General features: G+C 29.5%; 14 protein-coding genes and 1 tRNA gene. 12 read left to right on the top strand and 3 right to left on the bottom strand.

From position 1 onward, the window contains the following. Position 1 precedes the first annotated feature (1 nt). The 3 genes from FDN13_RS09950 (at position 2) to FDN13_RS09960 (ending at position 5,026) form a co-directional block, all read left to right on the top strand. Positions 2-1,867 (top strand): hypothetical protein, encoded by a 1,866-nt coding sequence (locus FDN13_RS09950; protein ID WP_138980060.1) that lies wholly within the window; start codon positions 2-4, stop codon positions 1,865-1,867. Positions 1,868-1,975: 108 nt separating this feature from the next. Next, positions 1,976-2,668: an SDR family oxidoreductase gene (locus FDN13_RS09955; RefSeq protein WP_138980061.1), complete on the top strand. Its 693-nt coding sequence runs from the start codon at positions 1,976-1,978 to the stop codon at positions 2,666-2,668. 609 nt (positions 2,669-3,277) lie between these two features. After that, the gene (locus FDN13_RS09960) at positions 3,278-5,026 is read left to right on the top strand and encodes a methyl-accepting chemotaxis protein (protein WP_138980062.1); all 1,749 of its coding nucleotides are present in this window, start codon (positions 3,278-3,280) and stop codon (positions 5,024-5,026) included. Positions 5,027-5,127: 101 nt separating this feature from the next. On the opposite strand, the gene FDN13_RS09965 is transcribed toward FDN13_RS09960, so the two are convergent. From FDN13_RS09965 to FDN13_RS09975, 3 genes are all read right to left on the bottom strand, one after another. Beyond that, positions 5,128-5,203 (bottom strand) — tRNA-Trp (locus FDN13_RS09965). 58 nt (positions 5,204-5,261) lie between these two features. Further along, positions 5,262-5,546 (bottom strand): hypothetical protein, encoded by a 285-nt coding sequence (locus FDN13_RS09970; protein ID WP_138980063.1) that lies wholly within the window; start codon positions 5,544-5,546, stop codon positions 5,262-5,264. 51 nt (positions 5,547-5,597) lie between these two features. Beyond that, entirely contained in the window at positions 5,598-5,972 is a 375-nt protein-coding gene (locus tag FDN13_RS09975; protein ID WP_138980064.1) for a zinc ribbon domain-containing protein, read from the bottom strand. A gap of 74 nt (positions 5,973-6,046) precedes the next feature. Here FDN13_RS09975 and FDN13_RS09980 point away from each other — a divergent pair, with 74 nt between their 5' ends. From FDN13_RS09980 to FDN13_RS10020, 9 genes are all read left to right on the top strand, one after another. After that, positions 6,047-9,049 (top strand): PD-(D/E)XK nuclease family protein, encoded by a 3,003-nt coding sequence (locus tag FDN13_RS09980; RefSeq protein ID WP_138980065.1) that lies wholly within the window; start codon positions 6,047-6,049, stop codon positions 9,047-9,049. Beyond that, positions 9,046-12,363: a UvrD-helicase domain-containing protein gene (locus tag FDN13_RS09985; RefSeq protein ID WP_138980066.1), complete on the top strand. Its 3,318-nt coding sequence runs from the start codon at positions 9,046-9,048 to the stop codon at positions 12,361-12,363. Before FDN13_RS09980 ends, FDN13_RS09985 begins: the two co-directional genes overlap by 4 nt. An 87-nt stretch (positions 12,364-12,450) precedes the next feature. After that, entirely contained in the window at positions 12,451-13,011 is a 561-nt protein-coding gene (locus FDN13_RS09990) for a glycerol-3-phosphate responsive antiterminator (RefSeq protein WP_138980067.1), read from the top strand. Between the two features lie 160 nt (positions 13,012-13,171). Next, entirely contained in the window at positions 13,172-14,194 is a 1,023-nt protein-coding gene (gene tsaD / locus FDN13_RS09995) for a tRNA (adenosine(37)-N6)-threonylcarbamoyltransferase complex transferase subunit TsaD (protein ID WP_138980068.1), read from the top strand. Positions 14,195-14,387: 193 nt separating this feature from the next. Next, positions 14,388-16,025: a response regulator gene (locus FDN13_RS10000; protein ID WP_138980069.1), complete on the top strand. Its 1,638-nt coding sequence runs from the start codon at positions 14,388-14,390 to the stop codon at positions 16,023-16,025. 19 nt (positions 16,026-16,044) lie between these two features. After that, entirely contained in the window at positions 16,045-17,856 is a 1,812-nt protein-coding gene (locus FDN13_RS10005) for a sensor histidine kinase (RefSeq protein WP_243120203.1), read from the top strand. After that, complete coding sequence (locus FDN13_RS10010; RefSeq protein WP_138980070.1) at positions 17,840-18,829, top strand: substrate-binding domain-containing protein; 990 nt, start codon at positions 17,840-17,842, stop codon at positions 18,827-18,829. Before FDN13_RS10005 ends, FDN13_RS10010 begins: the two co-directional genes overlap by 17 nt. Positions 18,830-18,989: 160 nt before the next feature. Further along, on the top strand, positions 18,990-20,048 hold the full coding sequence (locus FDN13_RS10015) for a galactose ABC transporter substrate-binding protein (protein WP_138980071.1): 1,059 nt from the start codon (positions 18,990-18,992) through the stop codon (positions 20,046-20,048). A gap of 125 nt (positions 20,049-20,173) precedes the next feature. After that, on the top strand, positions 20,174-21,664 hold the full coding sequence (locus FDN13_RS10020) for a sugar ABC transporter ATP-binding protein (protein ID WP_207670953.1): 1,491 nt from the start codon (positions 20,174-20,176) through the stop codon (positions 21,662-21,664). Positions 21,665-21,671: the final 7 nt, after the last annotated feature.

Consider the following 21,671-nt stretch of genomic DNA (forward strand, 5'->3'; position numbering starts at 1 on the left):
AGTGAAAAGAATAAAAAGAATATTTACAATAGCAATTGCTGCTATTGTAATGGCTACAATAATACCGGTATATTCCTTCGCAAAAGATGATGATGGAAAGATAGACTTATACAAAGTCTTTTCAAACCAAAACGATATAATGAAAAATCAAGTAGGAAGCAGAGTATATAAATGGTCAATGTATCTTCCAGATGATGGCATAGTATATAAGTCTGACAGAGCGAACTTTTTTAATATGTCAACAAGCAGTTATAGAGCTAATATTCAGTTAATGGTGAGCAAAAACGAGGATGAATTAACATTAGAGGATATATTATATAAGATGCAAAACAGCTCAAGACAGCAAAATTACTGGATTTGGGGAGATAAGGAATACAACATGGAAATTGCAACTGATTCCTTTAACCAAAGATATATAAAAGTAGTTAAAACTGAAAAGTATTATGATTATTACCTTGTAGACAAAGCTGCAGAGGAATTTAGCGATTATATTGAAAACAGGATATATATTGCAAATAATTATATATACAATTTAACCGTTCAAATGACAGGAGAATTTTATAGAGGACATCAGGATATGTTTAATAAGCTTGTAAATTCTTTTAAAACATCTTATGACAGCAATAACCCAAATATTAAGGAACTTTCTGAATCTGTAAGTACAACAAGGGAGTTTAAGAATACAAGCTATGGATGGAAGATAACTTTAAGCCCTTACTGGAAAGTAGATGGAGTACCTAATTCAAGAAATCAAAGCTTCAGCCCTGTTTATTCAGATGAAGAGCTTAATATGATGAACTCAAAAAGTGATGAAAATAATGATGTGAAAATTAATGAAGGAATAACGGTATCTTTAATAAGCTCCAGTAGCAATAATGAAACAGCTTCAAGTTTTGCACAAAAGGAAATAGATATGGTAAAAAACAACTACAACAGCAGTACTTATGAAATACTTAAAAATGAACCTTTCAATAAAAATGGAATGGATGCTCAAAGGGTTGTTATAAGGTTTAAAACAACTACTAAAAATCCTTATGTTGTAAGCAGCCTTTATGTTGTTGGAAACGGGTACAAATATCTTGTTAATGCTACTATTAAGGATGATAAGTATAAAGATGCAAATAAGAGGAAGGACTTTGACAACATGATTGAATCCTTTACTCTTGACAGTTCACTATTAAGTAAATACCTTGGGAAGATAGTTTCAGCCGATGCCCTTATTGATTTTAACGCTACAAAGGAGCTAAAGACAAAGAAATATGATTTTAAAACAAAACTTACAAAGGGCTGGGATATTTATAATAAAAACAGTGATTATTTTGGTTTTGATTATAAATATATGTATATGCCTGAAGAATACTATTATTATGATGATAATGTAAGTAACATTGAATATGTAAGTGCCTTTGAACCTGCAAGTAATATAAGTGTAAACATGACAGCAGGACTTAATGCAAATCCAATTGATGATATAGTTTCTGATAATGTTAGTGGCTATTTAAGGGACAGCGATATTGCAATAGGAGTTGCAAAAATAAAAATACAGTCAGCAGAATACAACGGAGCACAAATATTTAAAATTTCAAAGGAATACGATATTAAGGAAATAAATGATTTTGTAAACAGCGATCCTACAAAGATTTATAATCTTGATAGAACAAGTAATATATATCAGTATATAGTAAAAATTGGTAAGGACACATTTACACAGACCGTTAAAATCCCTGTTTCAAGGACTTCAGATAAAAACATGCAAAAGATAAAAAGTATATGGGAAAGCACAACGATAAACAAGATTAACTATAGTACATTATCCTTAAACTTTATAGACAGAAAACTTTCAGAGTTTGATAAGATGAATAAATAAGAAAAGGAGCACAAGGGTGCTCCTTTTAAAATGCTATTTATGGTGATATAATACGGCTAGATGGGAGATTATAAAAGTTCTTGCACATTTTTTATTTTGGAGGATATTATGAAAACAGCTTTAATAACAGGAGCATCATCGGGAATAGGTCTTGAAATAAGTAAAACTTTAATTGAATTAGGTTTTAAAGTTTATGGATTTGGGAGAAATTTTGATGAGAATAAACTAAAGGATGATAATTTTATTCCTGTAATTTGTGATTTGATGAATACTGATAATTTGATACGAATTATAAAGGATATAAAAAGCAAGGAAGAGATATATGTTTTAGTAAATAATGCAGGGGTTGGATATTTTGGTCCTCATGAAGAGTTAAACAGCAGAAAGATACACGAGATGGTTATGGTAAATTTGGAAGTGCCTTTAATATTAACTCAGCAGCTTCTTAGAGATTTAAAGAAGAATGAGGGATATATTATAAATATTTCATCGGTTACAGCAAAAAAGATAAGCATATACGGGTGTGCCTATGCAGCTACCAAGGCAGGGCTTTCTCATTTTGCAGAAAGCTTATTTGAAGAAGTTAGAAAATATGGAGTTAAGGTTGTAACTATACATCCTGACATTACTAAAACTAACTTTTATAGGAAAGCAAATTTTAAAGAAGGAGAAACTGAAGATACATATATATATCCATCAGAAATTGCTTATGCTGTTAAAATGGTTTTGACTCAAAGGGAAGGCTTAGTATTAAATGATATTACCATAAAACCTCAAAGACACAGGATAAGCAGAAAATAGGAATCTCCAGCTAAAAAATAGGAGAGAGTTTATTTTTGAGGCTGAAGGGATATTGTTATTACGGCCTGGTAGCCCTTCATTTCGATGGTTTTACCTATATCTGTATGTAAAGCTGCTCTTTGTTCAGAAAGAGGTAAGACTATCTTCTGTTTTAGTATCCATCGGTATCTTTGCATCCTGTAAAACTCTATTCTAAAATGCTATGACTTTTTTAACTTCATCCTTGCAAAAAGCTGTAAGAACATATCCACAATCAAGTTCAGCTACTATATTATAGCTTGTAAAAATAGAAGAAAAAAAATAATGGAAATGCTTATGAATTTTTTTACTATAGAAAAACTTTCGTTATATTTATTCCTTTTGATTCAGATTATTTTATGACTCAGAGAATGAATATAGATCAATCAAACAAGTTAAATATTTTATAGTTATTTTTTTAAATGTATTATCCACATTTTAACTTAATTACTAAAAAGTATTATTTTTATCCATTTGTTGTTGAAAATTTATTGAATATTATAAATTTTTCATAATAATTCCGATAATTATATATAAAGAAATTGTTAACGTATTTGTTAGCGGAATTTTATATAGAATGGGGGATAGGTTATGAAGAAAGATTTATTTTCATCTAAAAAAACTAAATTAACTAGAAAGGAATCATTTAGATTATCTGATTTATTTAAAGCTTCTTTAAGGATTAAGCTGATTGCAGGGTTTGTTTCTATTGTTATTTTAATGGGTGCAACTGCAGCAGGTTCTTATTTTACATTAACAAGTAAGATAAAGGAACTTAACAGAATGATTGAAACTACTGTCTACATTAATCAGCTGTCTGACATATCATCTGTGGTTCCTCAGGTAGTTTATAACTACTTTATGGATAGAAAGGTTGAAAATGAGAAAAAAGCCTTTGAAGCAATAGAAAAGCTTAAAAATGAGCTTAAAGTATTAGATGGTTACATAAAAGATGATGAAGGTAGGAAGATACTTTATACTTTAGGAAAGATGCTTGAATCTTATGAAGAGCAAGTGAATAAATCCTTCAGTAGTATAAAAGAAAATAAATTCAGTGAGGCGCTTAAGGCAAATGAAGAAGTAAAAAAGATAGATGGATTTTTAAAAAATCAATTTCAAGTACTTATATCAACGGAGTTAAAAAATCAGCATACTTTAAAAAAAGAACTTGATAAAACTATTTCCTATACTGGTGGTATACTTATTGGTGCAATAATATTATTTGGTCTTATAAGCATTTTTGTAGCAATTTTTCTCTCATATAATATTACAAATGCAATTTCAAAGGTTGCAAATTCTGCAAAGAATATAGCAGATGGTAATTTAGGTGTTGAAAAAATTAATGTGAAATCAAAAGATGAGATATATGTTCTTGCTGAGGCGTTTAATAAAATGAACGAGAATTTAAGGGAACTTATTGGTGAAATAAGTAAAGAGAGTGATGAGCTTACAAGATGTGCTGAATTGTTAAAAGGAAATACAAATCAGAGCTCAAAGGTAAATGAACAAATTGCATCTTCTATGCAACAGGTTTCCGATGGTATAGAAAAACTTGATAATGAATGCCGTAATGCTGCAGAAGCAATAGAAAGGTTAAGAGATGGAGTTTCCAAGGTATATAAAGATTCAAATGGTGTTTTAAAATCCTCTGAAAATGCTTCAAAAGCAGCAAATCTTGGTAACGAAAAAATGAATGGACTTATAAATCAGATAATGGTAATTGAAAATAAAATATCATATACAAAGACAATAACGGATACTTTAAAACAAAGATCAAGCAATATAGAAAATGTTCTTGGAACCATATCAGAGGTTGCATCTCAGACAAACCTTCTTGCACTTAATGCAGCAATAGAGGCAGCCCGTGCAGGAGAGGCAGGGCGTGGTTTTGCTGTTGTGGCAGATGAAGTTAGGAAGCTTGCTGAAAGTACATTAGAGGCAGCAAAAGAGATAACTTCAATTTTAAAAGAAATTCAAAACGAAGCTGAGCAGGTTGCTGATAATATGGTTTCAGGAGTTAATGAGGTTAAATCAGGAAGGGCTTATGCTGAAGATGCTATGAAAGCCTTTGTAGATATTGTTTCAACTAATGATGATGTACATAAAAAGGTTACAGATATTAATGGACAAATGGAGGACATGGCTAAAGCAGTTGAAAAAGTAAATGAGCTTAGTAACTTAATAATTAAAACTGTAAATATTTCCTTAACTGAAACACAAGAAGTTGCAACTGCAGTGGAAGAACAGACAGCAGGTCAGGAAGAAATACTATCATCAGCAACAATGCTTTCAAATATGGCGGAAAATCTAAAAAGAATGGTGGACAGGTTTGTATTATAAAGTATAAAGGACAAAATATTATAGGTTTTAAAATTTAAAAAGCTCTGGCTTAAACCAGAGCTTAATTTTATCCGTTTTCTGTCCGTTTTAAAAAATAAAAATGGCAGGGGCAGAAGGAATCGAACCCTCAACCAACGGTTTTGGAGACCGCTACTCTACCAATTGAGCTATACCCCTGCGACAAGGTATATTATATAATATATTTCGAAAAAATGCAATACCCTTTCGTAAAGAGTTAATTGTTTGCTTTATCTATTACTTTCATAGCTTCATCAAAGAGCTCTTGAATTAGAAGTTTAAAAGTGTCTTTAGTAATTACTGTTCTTATTATTTTAGGCAGGTTGTCGTATTGGTTTACTACCCATTCAAATTTGTCTTTTCCTTCAGAGATTGCAAGCTCTTCAGCCCTTTTTTCAATATAGAGCATAAGCTCTAAGGCTATTTTTTTAGCAGCTGATTTGTTTATAAAGTAGTAAACTAATAATATTACAACTACAGATAAAATACCCCAATATCCCATATTATCGCCTCCCTAATAGACATAATATGAGATAAGTTTTTTAAAGGTTAATCATCTTAACTTAGTTCCACAAAATGGACAGTACATGAAATTTAAATCGACTTCTCTTTTGCAGTTTGGGCAAAGGTTATATGAATATTCATTGTATAAAGGTTTTAAGTCATCATCATTAAGGGGTATATCCATTCCCCTTTCAAGTTGTTCTCCTTTTTCCGGTAATATTTCAAAGGCTGAATTGCAGCATCTTGATATTAAAAAATATCTTTTACTCCATTTTATAATAGGTATAAAGAAAAAGTGAAAAAGGTTATATGTTTTTATTAGCCTATAAGAAGTTAAAGAGCCACAGCCTTTACATATAACGTTTTGAACATCTTTTATTTCTTCTTGTTTTGTTTCTATTCCAAAAATTCCAATAAAAAACATACGCATCCCTCCTTCTAATATTATATCATTTTATATGATAAAATTAAGATAAGTAAAGATTTGGAGGTACCGCTATGAAAGAGATATATTTTAATAAATTATTAGAGGAATCAAGGGAATACCTTATAGAAGAATGTATTAAAATATTAAACTCTGGGAAAAAAGTAATATACATTGCTCCTTCAAGGGAAGCTATATTTGATGTTAGAAATAGGCTTATTAAAAAATACGGTGGAATAATGAATACCTTTGTCGGAGGATTTGATGATCTTGAATGGGAGATTTCAAAAAATTATATAGATTTTTCAAGGGTTATAGATGAGTCTGCGATATTTATTATATTAGAAAATATTTGTAAAAGGTACCATGATTCTTTTATATTTTTCTCAAAGGTTTTAAATAAGGAAGGTTTTATACAGTCTGCTTATAATATTATAAAGCGATTAAAAAGATTCAATATAACTGTAAATGGTTTTAAAAATATATTAGATGAAATTAATAATAAGGAAGAAAATAAAATACTTTATAAAAAATGCTATGATATATACACTCTTTATAATTTATATCAGCAAAGTTTAAAAGAGCTTGATTATTACGATGTAGATGATATTTCTTTTATAGCAGCAGAAAGTGCTTTAAAGTACGAAGGATTTAAAGATGTTGGAATCTTTATTATAGATGGATATATATATATAGATCCAATAAACATTGAGCTTATAAAAAATATCACTGATAAAAATAATAGTATAAGGTATATCTGCAACATTCCTTTTAAAACAAAGGCCAATGAAGATTTTATAAAAAGGGAAATTATAAATAATCTTACTAAATTGCAGTTTGAAATTATTGATACAAAATTTAATAAGGTTTTAATTTCTAAAGGAATAGAAGAAATATCTTTAAACATTTTTAATAATCATAATAAGTTTATAGATAAAATAGATGAAATAAGAATTATTAATGCACCTTGTATTGAAGATGAAGTTAGACAAGTATCAAGAATAGTCAAAGAATTAGTTGTAAATAATTCTATTCAACCTTCGAATATTGCATTAGTTACAAATTCAAGGGATGAATATGAAGGTGCTATATTGGATATATTTAACGAAATGGGTATTCCAGTAAACTGTGGATATCATATTAATCTTACTATGCATCCATTTTTTAGAGAGTTAATTTCTTTACTAAAGCAAAAAAACCAAGAATTAGAAGATATAAATCTTGATAATTTCTATTTTTCAAAGGAAGAGGCAGAAAATATTTTATGTAGATTAAAATCTGTTCCAAATAATAATAGCATAAGTAATTATTTAGATGTATTAGAAGAAATAATCAAAAGTATAGATTATAAAACAAGGCTTAAAGCATTTTATGGGGATAGGAAAATAGACTCTGATGTTTATATTAGAGATATAAAGGCTTATGTTTCAATAATAAGCTTCATTAAAAAGATTAAAAATTTATATAATACCTTAAAATTCCAAGATATAATAATCAGCTATGATGATTTTTTAAAATATATTAAGGCCGCCGCAATTAATGAAACCATAACTATTAAAAGACCGGATGCTATGGGTGTTAAGATATTAGATCCTGATCTTTTAAGGGCTGTAAGGTACGATTTTGTATTTATTTTAGGATTAAACGACGGTATTTATCCAAAGCCTTCTGCAAAAGGAGGAATATTTACAATTGAAGAGAGGGAGATATTAAAAAAATATGGACTTTATATTAATTGCCACTCATTTGAACTTGAAAGGGAAAAGATAAGGTTTGTATTAACATGCTCCTGTGCTGAAAAGGGACTGTATTTAAGCTATAGAACGGCAGATGAAGATGGCTCTTATATGATAAAGTCATCTTTTCTTGAGGAAATAGAAGGAATGCTAACAAAAGAAGCACTTTTAAATATATCTTCAGATAAGAGGTATATGAGAGATAGGTTTAATGTGTCACTTGACAAGATTTATAGCAATAAAGAGGCAAAAGCAGCAATTCAAATTCTAAAGTGGCAAAGTATTATTGAAAACGTTCAGGATTTATTTGAAGAATTTAATGAAGAATTATGGTATAACGATTATAGCACGAGGGTAGAAAGGCAAAGGTATATAGACAGTAATTTAAATATATTCAACGGTACAGTAAAGGTTCCCATTAAACAGAACCATAAGGACTATCTATTTAGTGCATCTCAGATTAATAATTTTGTAAAATGTCCTTTTAAGTATTTTATAGAAAATGTATTAGGTATTAGAATATCTGATGATGAATATAATCCTAAAAGCATTGGCCTTATATATCATAGAATATTAAAAGCCTATTATGAAAGCAGTACAGATATCTACACATTTAACGAAGGGCTTTTAAAGGATTGCATAGACAAAGTAATAGATAATACATCATATTTAAATATTGAAAAAATTTTAATGGATGCAAAGAAAGAAGAAATAGAAAATGTTTTATGCGATTTTCTAAAAAAAGATGCTGAGTATCTTAATAACTATAAAAAAGCAACAAATTGTTTTTTAAAGCCTATATATTTTGAAAAAAACTTCAAGGAATATGAGGCTTTGAAACCATTTAATGTTGTTGCTAATGTAGATAGGGTTGATGTTGAATTTGATAAAGATAAACCGACAGGGAGATTTATAGTATATGATTATAAGAAGAGTTCTGTACCAGATATTAAAAATATATTATGCGGAGAAGATTTTCAGCTTGGTATATATTATTACTGTGTTTTAAACTTTTTAACTAAAGAATTTGGTATTTCTAATCCAGAATGTGTGGGGCTTATATATTATAGTATTGAAGATAAAAAAAGGGATGGATTAATAGTAGAGGAATATAAAAAGGCAATAAATAGCAGAAAGAAAGATACAGTTTCAAAGGAAAACTTTAAATATATTCTTGATTTCATAAAAGACCAGGCGATTATAATTATTGAAAAAATAACAAAAAAGGAATTTAAAATGCCAATAGCTTGTCCGGAGAATGCTTATGAATTTAAGTGTGGTTATAAAGGAATTTGTAGGTATGAAAATTTTAAAGATGCTATGATGGAGGTGTCAAAATGATTGAAAAGGATATTTTAGATCAGTATGAAGTTAATGAAGAACAGTTTTATGCAATAGATATAACAAAAAATATTGCTGTTAATGCAGGAGCTGGCTCTGGCAAAACAAGAGTTTTAACTGCAAGGTATTTAAGGCTTTTAAAGGAAGGTGCTGCTGATAGTGTTGATAATATTGTTGCAATAACTTTTACAGAGAAAGCTGCCCTTGAAATGAAAGAGAGGATTAGAAAGCTTATTGATATAGAAATACAAAAAAGCAGCGATATTAATTTAAAAAATAAATGGAAAAAAATCAAAGAGGATATGGAAAACTCTCATATAAGCACCATACACAGCTTTTGTGACGGTATAATAAGGGAAAATTACAATTTGTTAGGAATTGATCCTAATTACTCGATTATTGAAGATGTGGACAAGGGAACTGTTTTAGATAGGATAACTATAGAAGCTATAAATGATATTATATATGATGAAAATTTTTCTGAGGCTTTAAAATATCTTATAGAACTTTATGATACAGATTTTATAGTAGCAGGAGGATTAAAAGATTGCCTTTTATCCTGCTATTTTAAGATAAAAGAATGTGGATATGATATTGAAAAGGCAAAGGAAATAAGCAAAGATGTTTTAAATGATTTTCCAGGGGTAGATTCTATAAAGGACAAAATAAGTACTCTTCAACAAACTATATTTGCTATGATACAAAAAATACATGAAAGTTATGAAAAGTTTAAATTGGAGGAAGGCTATCTTGACTTTAATGACCTTGAAATATACGCTTTGAAACTTCTAAGGAATAAGGAAGTATCCTTATACTATAAAAAAAGGTTTAAGTATTTTCTTGTTGATGAATTTCAAGATATCAATGAAATACAAAAGAATATTATATATAACCTTGTATGTGATGATAATAATATCGAAGAAAGGAAAATTTTTATAGTAGGAGATCATAAGCAGTCTATATATGGATTTAGAGGAACAGATTATAAAATATTTAAGGAAGTTAGTGAAAAAATAAAAAAGAACGGTGAAGAAAGGTTTCTTTCTACATGCTTTAGAAGTCAGCCTAATATTATAAATGCTGTAAATGAGATATTTGTTCATCTATTAACTCCTTATGAAAGCTTAAAACCTTCAGATGAAAACAAAAATATAGAAGGTAAAAAGGTTGAACTTATATCTTACATTAAGCAGGGCTCAAAATGCGATGATTATTGGAAGGATAACAAGGAACTTTTGAAAAAAGGAAGTAAAGAGCAGGTTTTAGAATTTCTTCAAAATTTAATTGATAATACTAAAGGTGAGCTAAAATTTGATATTGAAGCAAAGATACTTGCAAAAAGGATAAAAAAGCTTACTAAAGAAGGATTTAATTACAAGGATATAGCAGTTCTTTTAAGAAGTAGAACTAACCTTTCAAATTTTGAAGATGAATTTATAAAAAATGATATACCATACTGCGTTTTAGGTGGATTGGGATTTTTTGAAAAGCAGGAAATAATAGATATAATGAATCTATATAAAATTCTGTTTGACGAAAAAGATTACTTATCTCTCTTTGCAGTTTTACGTTCACCTATATTTTCAATATCAGACTCTTTAATAGTTATAATAATTGAAAAGATAATAAATGGTATAGATATATATACTGCTTTATCTTCAATTGATTGTAAAGATGAGGAAAATTGTATTAAAAGAGCAGCCTTAATAATAAATAAACTTAAAAATGAAAGATATTTTTATAATGCTTATGACTTATTAAAAAGGATAATAAAAGAAACTAATTACGATGAGATATTATTAAGTCAACCTAATGGATTTCAAAAGTTTAGGAATTTAGAAAAGCTGCTTAACATAGCATTAGAATTTGTTAATAAGGATATATATTCTTCAAAGGAATTCCCAGCTTATATAAGAGTTCTTGAAAATTATTCAGAGAGCAGTGAAGCTTTGCTTGATACTGAGGATAGTGATGCAGTAAAGATACTTACAATACATGCCTCAAAGGGGCTTGAATTTAAAGCTGTTATAGTTCCGTGTATGTCTAAAGACTTAACCTATAATATTATCTATAACAAACCTAAAATATATTTTGACAATAATTTGGGAATTGTATTTTTAATGAAAAATGATAAAAATGAGTATAAACCGGAGGCAAACCCTATTTATAATGAGTTTTACAAAAAAGCCTGTGAAAGGGAAATAGAGGATTCAAAGAGGCTGCTTTATGTTGCAGCAACAAGGGCAAAGGAATATCTTGGATTTTTAGGCTATGAGATAGATGTTAAAGATAATGATATTCTTAATAGCTTTATGAAACAGATAAAATATGGACTTAAAATGTGTAGTAAAGAAGATTTAATTGAAAAAATAGATGGTAAATTGCTTATTGATGAAAAATACGATGATGAATCAGCTTTAAAAGAAAATAAAATTACAGTTTGTGATAGTTATAAAAAAATGCTAAGGTGGAATTATGATATAATTCCCTCAATCCAGTCAAGTATAAGTAGATACCTATTATATAAGGAATGTAATAGAAAATATTTTTTTCAATACATAGCAGGTATAAAAGATACGGGGAACATTTTAAAGGGTTTAGATTTGCATGAAGATATAAATTATAAATTAGATGATAATACTGATATTTCTGCTTCAGTAAAAGGTACTATTATACACAGAATATTGGAAAAAATGCAAAATAATAAAAGTTGTTTTGATATAGAGCATGAAGCTGAAAAGATAATTAAGGAATTTTTAGATTCCAATGATTTTGGGTTTGAAACAGTAAAATTCAATATAAAAAAATATATTGAAGGATATTTTAAAATAGAATCCTCAATAAATAATAGCTTAAAAAAGGTTAAAGTTGAAACAGAGCTTTCTTTTAGATATCCGGTGCTTGAAAATAGTAGCATATACATAAATGGTGTAATTGACAGGATTGACATTTTTAAAGATAAGGATAGTTATAAAGCATATATAATAGATTATAAGAGTAATCGTATAGATAATATAAAAAGACTTAATGAGCTTGCAGAATATTATAAATACCAGCTTATGATATACAAAAGGGCTGTTGAAAGACTATACAGGATTGATAATAGAAATGTTGAAGTTATAGGAAATTATTTATATTTTCTTGATTGTGGTGAGTATCGCTTCTTTGATTTTAAAGACGACGAAATTAATTTGTTTTTAAAAGAATTTAGTGATGCTTTTAGCTATATTGGAACTTATGATAAACTTGAGGATTATAGTTGCAATATGAGTACACATTGTGAAAATTGTGATTTTAATTATATATGTATTTAAACTTATTACTTTTATACTGCTAAAAATGGATTAGTATGTTAAAACAAAAAAATATTGTATAATTAATATAGGAAGGTGGTGCTTATTATGAGAAATATGATTGAAATAATAGAGGACAATCCTATAATAGCAGCTGTAAGAAACCTAGAGGAACTTGATAAGGCTATAAACAGCAGTGCGTGTATAATTTTTATGCTCTGTGGAAGTATTTTTAACATAAAGGATATAATTGATAAGATAAAAAAGGAAGGTAAGTATGTGTTTGTTCATATAGATTTGGTAGAAGGTCTTGGGAAGGATAGTGTAGCAGTTGAATTTTTAAAAGGGGTAGGGACAGATGGGATTATAACTACAAAACCATCCCTTATTAAGGATGCTAAAGCTTGTGGTATGTATGTTGTACAAAGGCTTTTTATGTTAGATTCCAGATCCCTTGAAACAGGAATAAAAAGTGTTATAGAAGATAAACCAAACGCAATAGAAATAATGCCAGCAGCGACAGCAAAGGTTATTAAAAGAATACATGAAAAAATAAAAATACCTGTTATTGCAGGAGGACTTGTTTTAGAAAAAAGTGATGTAATATATGCTTTATCCTGTGGAGCAGTTGCAGTATCTACTTCTCAAGCTTCACTTTGGGATGAATAAAAAAATACCTGGAGTTACTCTCCAGGTAATGGGTAAATGGGTTGGGGTTTATTTGTTGCCGCTCTTATAATTTTAGCATATTTTTTTGTTTTGTGTGTTAAAAATTTGTAAAATAATTAATTTAGATGTCGAATAAAAAATTAGAGTAGGAGATGGACTAATGAATATTAAAGTACTTGGAATTGAAACAAGTTGTGATGAAACTTCAGCAGCAATAATTTTAAATGGAAGGGAAGTACTTTCAAATGTCATTTCTACACAGATAGATATACATAAAAAGTTTGGAGGGGTTGTACCTGAAATTGCATCAAGAAAGCATGTTGAGGCTATATGTAATGTTGTAAATCAAGCTATGGATGATGCAAACATGTCTTTTGACGATATAGATGTTATTGCAGCAACTTATGGACCAGGGCTTGTTGGAGCACTTTTGGTTGGACTTTCTTATGCAAAGGGGCTCTCTATATCGTTAAATAAGCCTTTTGTAGGCGTTAATCATATTGAAGGACATATAAACGCAAACTTTATAGCACATAAAGACTTAATGCCTCCATTTGTTTGCCTTGTAGTATCAGGAGGGCATACTCATCTTGTGCATGTAAAGGATTTTGGTGATTATGAAATAATAGGGCGTACAAGAGATGATGCTGCAGGAGAGGCTTATGATAAAGTAGCAAGAGCAATAGGACTTGGATACCCTGGAGGTCCTCTTATAGATAAGCTTTCAAAGGAAGGAGATAAAAATGCGATAGATTTTCCAAGGGCATATCTTGAAGAGGATAGCTTTGATTTTTCTTTTAGTGGGCTTAAATCAGCAGTTTTAAATTATCTTAACAAGATGAATATGCAGGGAATTGAAATAAATAAGGCGGATGTTGCTGCAAGTTTTCAACAATCAGTAGTTGAAATTCTTGTTGAAAAATCAATAAAAGCTGTAAAAAATAAAGGATTAGACACTTTATGTATAGCAGGAGGTGTTGCTTCAAACAGCGAATTAAGGCATCAAATGGGAAAAAAGTGCAAAAAAGAGGGAATAAGACTTTTATACCCACCTTCAATTTTATGCACTGACAATGCTGCTATGATAGCCTGTGCAGGGTACTATGATTATTTAAAATACGGTCCTTCAAAGCTTTCACTTAATGCAATAGCATCTTTAAAAATAGGAGAAAGATGTGAATAAATGAGATTTAATGTTAATAAATGTTTTTATGTTGATAAAATCCTGTGAATAATGTGGAATTAACAAAGAAAATTCTTATTTTAAAGTGGTTGAGGGTGTGGATAAGTCTGTGGATACTGTGGATATTAACATAATATTTGTAATATAAGATAAAATACTGAATTTTAAAAAAGATAATCACAGGAGGGAATTTATGTATAAATTATTACTTGTTGATGACGAAGAAGAAGAAAGAAAAGGTATATTAAACAAAATAGAATGGGGAAAATATGGATTTGAGGTTGTAGGAGAAGCTGAAAATGGTATGGAAGCACTAGAAATGGCTGATAAAGTAGTGATAGATATAGTTATAACAGATATTAGGATGCCTTTTATGGATGGACTTACACTATGCCAAAAATTAAGAGAAAAATATCCAAATATTAAAGTAATAATTTTAACAGGATATGATCAATTTGAATATGCACAAAAAGCTATAAAATTAGATGTTGTAGAATATGTTTTAAAGCCCATATCTTCAAAGGAACTTATTGAAGTTCTTATAAACATAAAAAATAAAATGGATGAAGAAATTGCAAATAGAAAGAACATTGAAATATTAAAAGAATATTATCTAAGGAGCCTTCCGATATTAAGACAGGCATTTTTAAGCTCTTTAGTTTCAAATAAGATGAGTAATGATGAAATAAAAGAAAAACTTAAAACTTATGATATTAAATTAGAAGGAAAAGTTTTTGGTGTAGCCTTATTAAAAATAAAATTTAGTAAAATTGAGGATATATATACTTTTTTAGATAGAAAAGACGAAGATAGGAACAGTGGGACTAAAGATTCAGAACTTATAAAGCTTGGAATTTTCAATCTTTGTAAAGAGATAGTTGATAAACATGATAAAGGAATAGTATTTATAAATGAAGATTATATAGTGTTTATATTATCTATTGATGATGAAGATTGCATATTTATGAACAAAATACTTCCAGTACTTGAAGAAATAAGACAATCTATAAAAAAATTTTATGGAATCTCATGTACTATTGGAATAGGAAGTTTCTTTAAGGAATTAGATTTAATTAGCAATTCTTATAAAGAGGCTGTTTCAGCAATAAGTTATGCTTCAATACTTGATGATAAGATTATATATATACAAGATGTGGAACCTAAAAATATAAAAAAATTAGTTTTTGATCAATTGAAAGAAAGAAGATTATTCAATGCAATAAAGACAGGCACAAAGAGTGAACTAATTGAAACTATTGACTGTTTATTTAGGGAGATAATCGAATTAAATATATCATACAAAAACTATTATATATATATTATGGAGATAGTTAACACAATATTAAAAGCAATTCAAGATCTTAATATAGATATAGATGAGATTATGGATATTAACTATGATATGCTTATTGAAATTTTAAAATTAAAGGACATAAAAGAAGTTAAAAGATGGATAATCGATATATGTTTAAAAATAAAAAGTTATATAGTTAAGGAAAGGCAAAATTCCTATAAAAAAATTGTACAAGCTGCTATTTCATACATACATGAAAATTATAGAGATAGTGAACTTTCTATTGATAAGCTTTGCAAGGTACTTTATATTAGCCCCGCTTATTTTAGTACTATTTTTAAAAAAGAAACAAAACACACCTTTGTAAATTATCTTACTCACGTTAGAATGGAAGCTGCTAAAGAGCTTTTGAGGACAACTAATCTTAAAACTTTAGAAATAGCTAAAATGGTTGGCTATTCAGAACCTAATTATTTTAGTTATTGTTTCAAAAAGAAATTCAATATATCTCCCTCAGAATATAGAAATAGTTTATAACTGTAAAGGGGATGTTCCTTTGAAGGATAAGATTGTTGAAAAGATAGCAAAATCTATTGAGATTTTTGTAAATTCTATAAAGCTAAAAAGTATTCAATTTATAATTAGCTTTTCCTTTATTCTAATTACTATTTTGGCTATGCTTTTTGTTGGTATTGCAATTTATAATAAAGTTTCTATTCTATCAGAACAAAATGCAATAATAAATACTCGTCAAATAATAGATCAGGTTAATACCAATTTAGATTATTATATGAGAAGTATGATAGAAATATCGGACTATTTAGATAACATTATATACTACGATAATGACATACAAAATGATAAGCTTAGAGAACAGATGAATGTAATAGTAAGTTCAAGAAAGGATATAGTAACCCTTGCTATATTTTCAGATAATGGTGATCTTATATTGAGTGTTCCATCAAATAAAATTAAAAGCAGTGCAAATATAAAGCAGCAGGATTGGTTTACAACTCCTTTAAGAGAAATGGGAAATTTGTATTTTTCTTCACCTCATGTTCAAAACATATTTGAAGGACAGCATAAATGGGTTGTGTCTTTGAGCAGAAAAGTTATTATAAATAGGAACGGGAAGAGAATACCAGGGGTTTTACTTGTAGATATGAATTTTAGTGTTATAGATCAAATCTGTACCAAAGTTGCCTTTGGGAAAAAAGGATATATTTATATTATAGATTCTAAAGGAAACATAGTTTATCATCCACAACTTCCTCTAATCAATGTAGGATTAAAACGTGAAAACATAAAAGAAGTGCAAGAGCATGTATTTGGGAAATTTTTTGATAAAGTAAACGGTGAAAGACGTCTTATTACTATTGAAACAGTGAACTTTTGTAGATGGAGAATAGTTGGCATTGCCTATATGGATGAGATATCTACTATAAAGAAAGATATGAGTTTGTATATTCTTTGGGTTTTGTTGATTGGTATACTGTTTTTTATTTCCATTTCCGCATTCATTTCTGCAAAAATTTCAAGACCTATAAAACAGCTTGAAAAATCAATGATGTTGGTTGAAAAAGGACAATTTGATGTGAATATAGATGTGAAAGGAGAGGCTGAGGTAGCACAGCTTTCACGTACCTTTAATATTATGGTTTCAAGGATAAAACAGCTTATGAATCAAATTGTTGAAGAACAAGAGTCTAAAAGGATAAGTGAGCTTAATGCACTTCAAGCACAGATAAACCCACATTTTTTATATAATACATTAGATTCTGTTGTTTGGATGGCTGAAAACGGTAAATCTGATGATGTAATATCAATGGTTACAGCCCTTGCAAGGCTTTTTAGAATAAGTATAAGTAAGGGTAAGAATATAATATCTGTTTCCGAAGAAATAGAGCATGCAAGAAATTATCTTGTTATACAAAGCATAAGATATAGAAATAAATTTGAGTATGAATTTGATGTACAGGAAGAGGCACTGAAGTACAAAACTTTAAAATTGGTACTTCAACCTATAATTGAAAATGCAATATATCATGGAATTGAATATATGGTTGATAAAGGAAAAATTAAAATATCTGTATCTGTTACTAATGGTAAACTTTTATTTGAAGTTAGGGATAACGGAGTTGGAATTGAGGAAGAAGTTTTAAATAATCTATTGTCTTATGAATCAAGCAAGAAAAAGGGCTCTGGAGTTGGAGTTAAAAATGTACATGAGAGGATAAGGTTATACTTTGGGAAAGAATATGGGCTTAAAATAGAAAGTGAACTTGATGTTGGTACTAATGTTCAAATATGGCTTCCTTTGATTGAGGAAGAAAAGTTGGAGGCTAAACAAAATGAAATACAAAGGTAGTTTATTATTAACATTTTGCTGCTTGATTATTTTGCTTCAAAGCTGTTTCACAGATAAAAATATGAATGTAGATGTTAATAATGCACATAAAAAGAATATAGCTTTTATCTCTAAAACAAACTATGGATATCATTGGGCTACTGTAAAACAGGGTGCTAATGTGGCAGCAAGAGAATTTAATGTAGATATAGATTTTATGGCTCCAGATGTTGAGGAAGATGCAGATGAACAGATAAACCTTGTTAATAATGCTATAGATAATAAAGATAAAGTGGTTGATGCAATAGTGCTTGCAGCAAGTGATTATAATAAATTGGTTGGAGTAATAGAAAAGGCCTATCAAAGGAATATCCCAGTTATAATAATAGATTCTCAGGTAAATACGAATAAAATAAGCAGTAATATAATAACTGATAATTTTGAAGCAGGAAAAAGCATGGGGAATGTCCTTTTGGATATATGTGGTAAAACAGCCAATATAGTTATAATGAGTTTTGTTAAAGGATCAATAAATGCAAAACAAAGAGAAGAAGGACTAAATAGCGTTATTTTAAAGTATCCAGGAATAAAAATAGTATCAAAAGAATACTGCTACTCAGATACTAACCTTGCATATAACATTATTAAAAATATCCTTTTGAAAAATAATAATATAGATGCAGTTATTGCTTTAAATGATATAGCCTCTGAAGGAGTGGCATTAGCTATTGATGAACTGAATTTAGAAGGCAAAGTTAAGGTTATAGCTTTTGGCAGCACAACACAGGAACTTAATTATTTAGAAAAGAGTGTAATAAATGCAATAGTAATTGAAAATCCATTTAGCATAGGATATCTTGGAGTTAAATTTGCTGTTGATGCTATAGAAAATAAAAAAATACCAAACAAATATCTTATAGAAACTAAGGTTATAGATAAAAATAACATGTATCTACCTGAAAATCAGAGAATGCTTTTTCCTTTTGTGTGGTAAAAACACAAAAGGATTTTTATATATTATAAAAAAAAATTATATTTAATATTTCTTGAAATTTTATAATAATTATAATTGAAGATAAAATTCAAAATATTACAAAGAAAGTACGCCATTTAACTTTCTTTGTAATAAATAAATCTAATGAGGGGGTTTTTTTATGAAAAAAGCAGGTTTGGCGCTGCTTATCACAACTTTATTATTATCAACTGCTTTTGCAGGATGTGGCAGTAAACAGTCATCAGGAACTTCATCATCAGGTACATCATCAAACAACACTCCAGCAAAACCAACTATTGGAGTTGCAATTTATAAGTTTGATGACACATTCATGACTGGAGTTAGGAATAACATATCAAAAGCTGCTGGAGATAGTGCAGTTGTAGATATAGTTGACTGTCAGAACTCACAGCCAACACAAAATGATAAAGTTGACCTGTTTATTACAAAGAAATACAATGCACTTGCAATTAATCCGGTTGATCGTACTACAGCTGGCGTATTAATTGAAAAAGCTCAAAAGGCTAACATACCAGTTGTATTTTTCAACCGTGAACCATTACCTGAGGATATGAAAAAATGGGACAAGGTATATTATGTAGGAGCAAAGGCAGAACAATCAGGAACTCTTCAAGGTGAATTAGTTGTTGATTATTGGAAATCACATCCTGAAGCAGATAAAAACAAAGATGGTAAAATGCAGTATGTTATGTTAAAAGGTGAGCCAGGACATCAGGATGCAGAACTTCGTACAAAGTATTCAATACAGGCTGTTCAAGACGCAGGAATACAAGTTGAAAAGTTAGCAGAAGACACTGGTATGTGGGATCGTGTAAAGGGACAGGAAAAGATGGCTGCATTCCTTGCATCATTAGGAGATAAGATAGAAGTTGTTTTTGCAAATAACGATGATATGGCACTTGGAGCTATTGAAGCATTAAAGGCTGCTGGATATTTTAAAAATGGTAAATATATGCCTGTAGTTGGTGTTGATGCAACTGCTCCTGGACTTGAAGCTTTAAAAGATGGTACAATGCTTGGAACTGTTTTAAACGATGCAAAGAACCAAGGTATAGCTACATTTAAATTAGCCTATGTACTTTCACAGGGACAAACTCCAAGTAAAGAAAATACTGGATATGAAATAACTGATGGAAAATATGTATGGATTCCTTATGTAAAGATTACAAAAGACAATATCAGTGATGCACAGCAATAAGGTTTAATATGTTTGTTTTAAGGGAGTAATGAATTTTCCATTGCTCCCTTATATTCCAAAAATTTTTGGACAGAAAAACACGCAGGGAGGTAGTAATAGTGGAAAACAAAGAATTCATACTTGAAATGAGGAATATTTCTAAAGAATTTCCCGGCGTAAAGGCACTTGATAATGTAACATTGCAAGTACGCCCTGGCACTGTTCATGCTCTTATGGGTGAAAATGGTGCAGGGAAATCAACGCTAATGAAATGTTTATTTGGAATATATAGACCAGATGCAGGCGAGATAATACTTGATGGAAAAAAGGTAGATATTAAGGATTCAAAAACAGCTCTTGATTTAGGTATTTCTATGATACATCAGGAACTTCACCCAGTGCCCTATAGAAATGTTATGGAAAATATTTGGCTTGGACGTTTCCCCATAAAAAAATATGGGTTTATGAAAATTATTAATAATAAAAAGATGTATCAAGATACAGTTAACCTATTTAAAAATCTTAATATGAATATAGATCCAAATACAATAGTCGGAACAATGTCGGTTTCAAAGGTACAATCTATGGAAATAGCAAAGGCTGTTTCCTATAGCTCAAAGATTATAATAATGGATGAGCCTACTTCTTCTTTAACTGAAAATGAGGTTGAAGGTTTATTTGAAATAATAAGGAATCTTAAGAAAAGAGGAGTATCTATAATTTATATAACCCATAAGATAGATGAGGTTTTAAAGATAGCTGATGAAGTTACTATAATGAGAGATGGAAAGAAAGTAGGATGCTGGCAGGCTAATGAGCTTACAAATGATATGATAATATCTAAGATGGTAGGAAGAGAACTTACAAATATATTCCCAAAAAGAAATAATGTTCCGGGGAATGTAGTTTTAAAGGTAGAGAATCTTACCTCTCCTTTGCCAAAATCTTTTAAGGATGTTTCCTTTGAACTTAGGGAAGGTGAGATACTTGGTATAGGAGGATTAGTTGGTGCCCAGCGTACTGAACTTGTAGAAGCTATATTTGGTTTGCGCAGCATTTCGTCAGGGAAAATTTATATAAGAGGCAAGGAGATAGATATAAAATCACCAATTCATGCTAAAAAGAACGGAATGGCTCTTTTAACTGAAGAAAGAAGAGTAACTGGAATATTTCCGATGTTAAGTGTTTTGGAGAATACAGTTATAGCTAATTTAAAGGAATATAGAAATCCTAATTTGTTGTTAAATGAAAAGAAAATAAGAGAGGATGTGGAAAAAAGCATTGAGATGCTTAAAATAAAAACACCTTCCTATAGAACGTTTATAAAAAATCTATCCGGTGGAAATCAGCAGAAGGTTTTGTTTGCAAGGTGGCTTCTTACAACGCCAGATATATTAATACTCGATGAACCTACAAGAGGTATAGATGTTGGAGCTAAATATGAAATATATACTATAATTGCAGAACTTGCAAAACAGGGAAAAAGCATAATAATGATATCTTCCGAAATGCCAGAGCTTATAGGTATGTCTGATAGAATTATGGTAATGTGCGAAGGGCGATTGTCTGGAATAATTGAAGGTAATGGGGCAACAGAAGAAGAGATAATGCGCCTTGCTACTAAGTTTATAGCATAGGAAGGGG

It is taken from the genome of Caloramator sp. E03, from assembly GCF_006016075.1.
In the GTDB taxonomy this organism is placed as follows: domain Bacteria; phylum Bacillota; class Clostridia; order Clostridiales; family Caloramatoraceae; genus Caloramator_B.

Excerpts from the sequence above, each read along its gene's own strand:
- FDN13_RS10000 (WP_138980069.1), top strand. The coding sequence starts at position 14,388 with ATGTATAAATTATTACTTGTTGATGACGAAGAAGAAGAAAGAAAAGGT.
- tsaD (WP_138980068.1), top strand. The coding sequence starts at position 13,172 with ATGAATATTAAAGTACTTGGAATTGAAACAAGTTGTGATGAAACTTCA.
- FDN13_RS09960 (WP_138980062.1), top strand. The coding sequence starts at position 3,278 with ATGAAGAAAGATTTATTTTCATCTAAAAAAACTAAATTAACTAGAAAG.
- FDN13_RS09980 (WP_138980065.1), top strand. The coding sequence starts at position 6,047 with ATGAAAGAGATATATTTTAATAAATTATTAGAGGAATCAAGGGAATAC.
- FDN13_RS10010 (WP_138980070.1), top strand. The coding sequence starts at position 17,840 with ATGAAATACAAAGGTAGTTTATTATTAACATTTTGCTGCTTGATTATT.
- FDN13_RS10015 (WP_138980071.1), top strand. The coding sequence starts at position 18,990 with ATGAAAAAAGCAGGTTTGGCGCTGCTTATCACAACTTTATTATTATCA.
- FDN13_RS09990 (WP_138980067.1), top strand. The coding sequence starts at position 12,451 with ATGAGAAATATGATTGAAATAATAGAGGACAATCCTATAATAGCAGCT.
- FDN13_RS09975 (WP_138980064.1), bottom strand. The coding sequence starts at position 5,972 with ATGTTTTTTATTGGAATTTTTGGAATAGAAACAAAACAAGAAGAAATA.
- FDN13_RS09970 (WP_138980063.1), bottom strand. The coding sequence starts at position 5,546 with ATGGGATATTGGGGTATTTTATCTGTAGTTGTAATATTATTAGTTTAC.
- FDN13_RS10020 (WP_207670953.1), top strand. The coding sequence starts at position 20,174 with ATGAGGAATATTTCTAAAGAATTTCCCGGCGTAAAGGCACTTGATAAT.
- FDN13_RS09985 (WP_138980066.1), top strand. The coding sequence starts at position 9,046 with ATGATTGAAAAGGATATTTTAGATCAGTATGAAGTTAATGAAGAACAG.
- FDN13_RS09955 (WP_138980061.1), top strand. The coding sequence starts at position 1,976 with ATGAAAACAGCTTTAATAACAGGAGCATCATCGGGAATAGGTCTTGAA.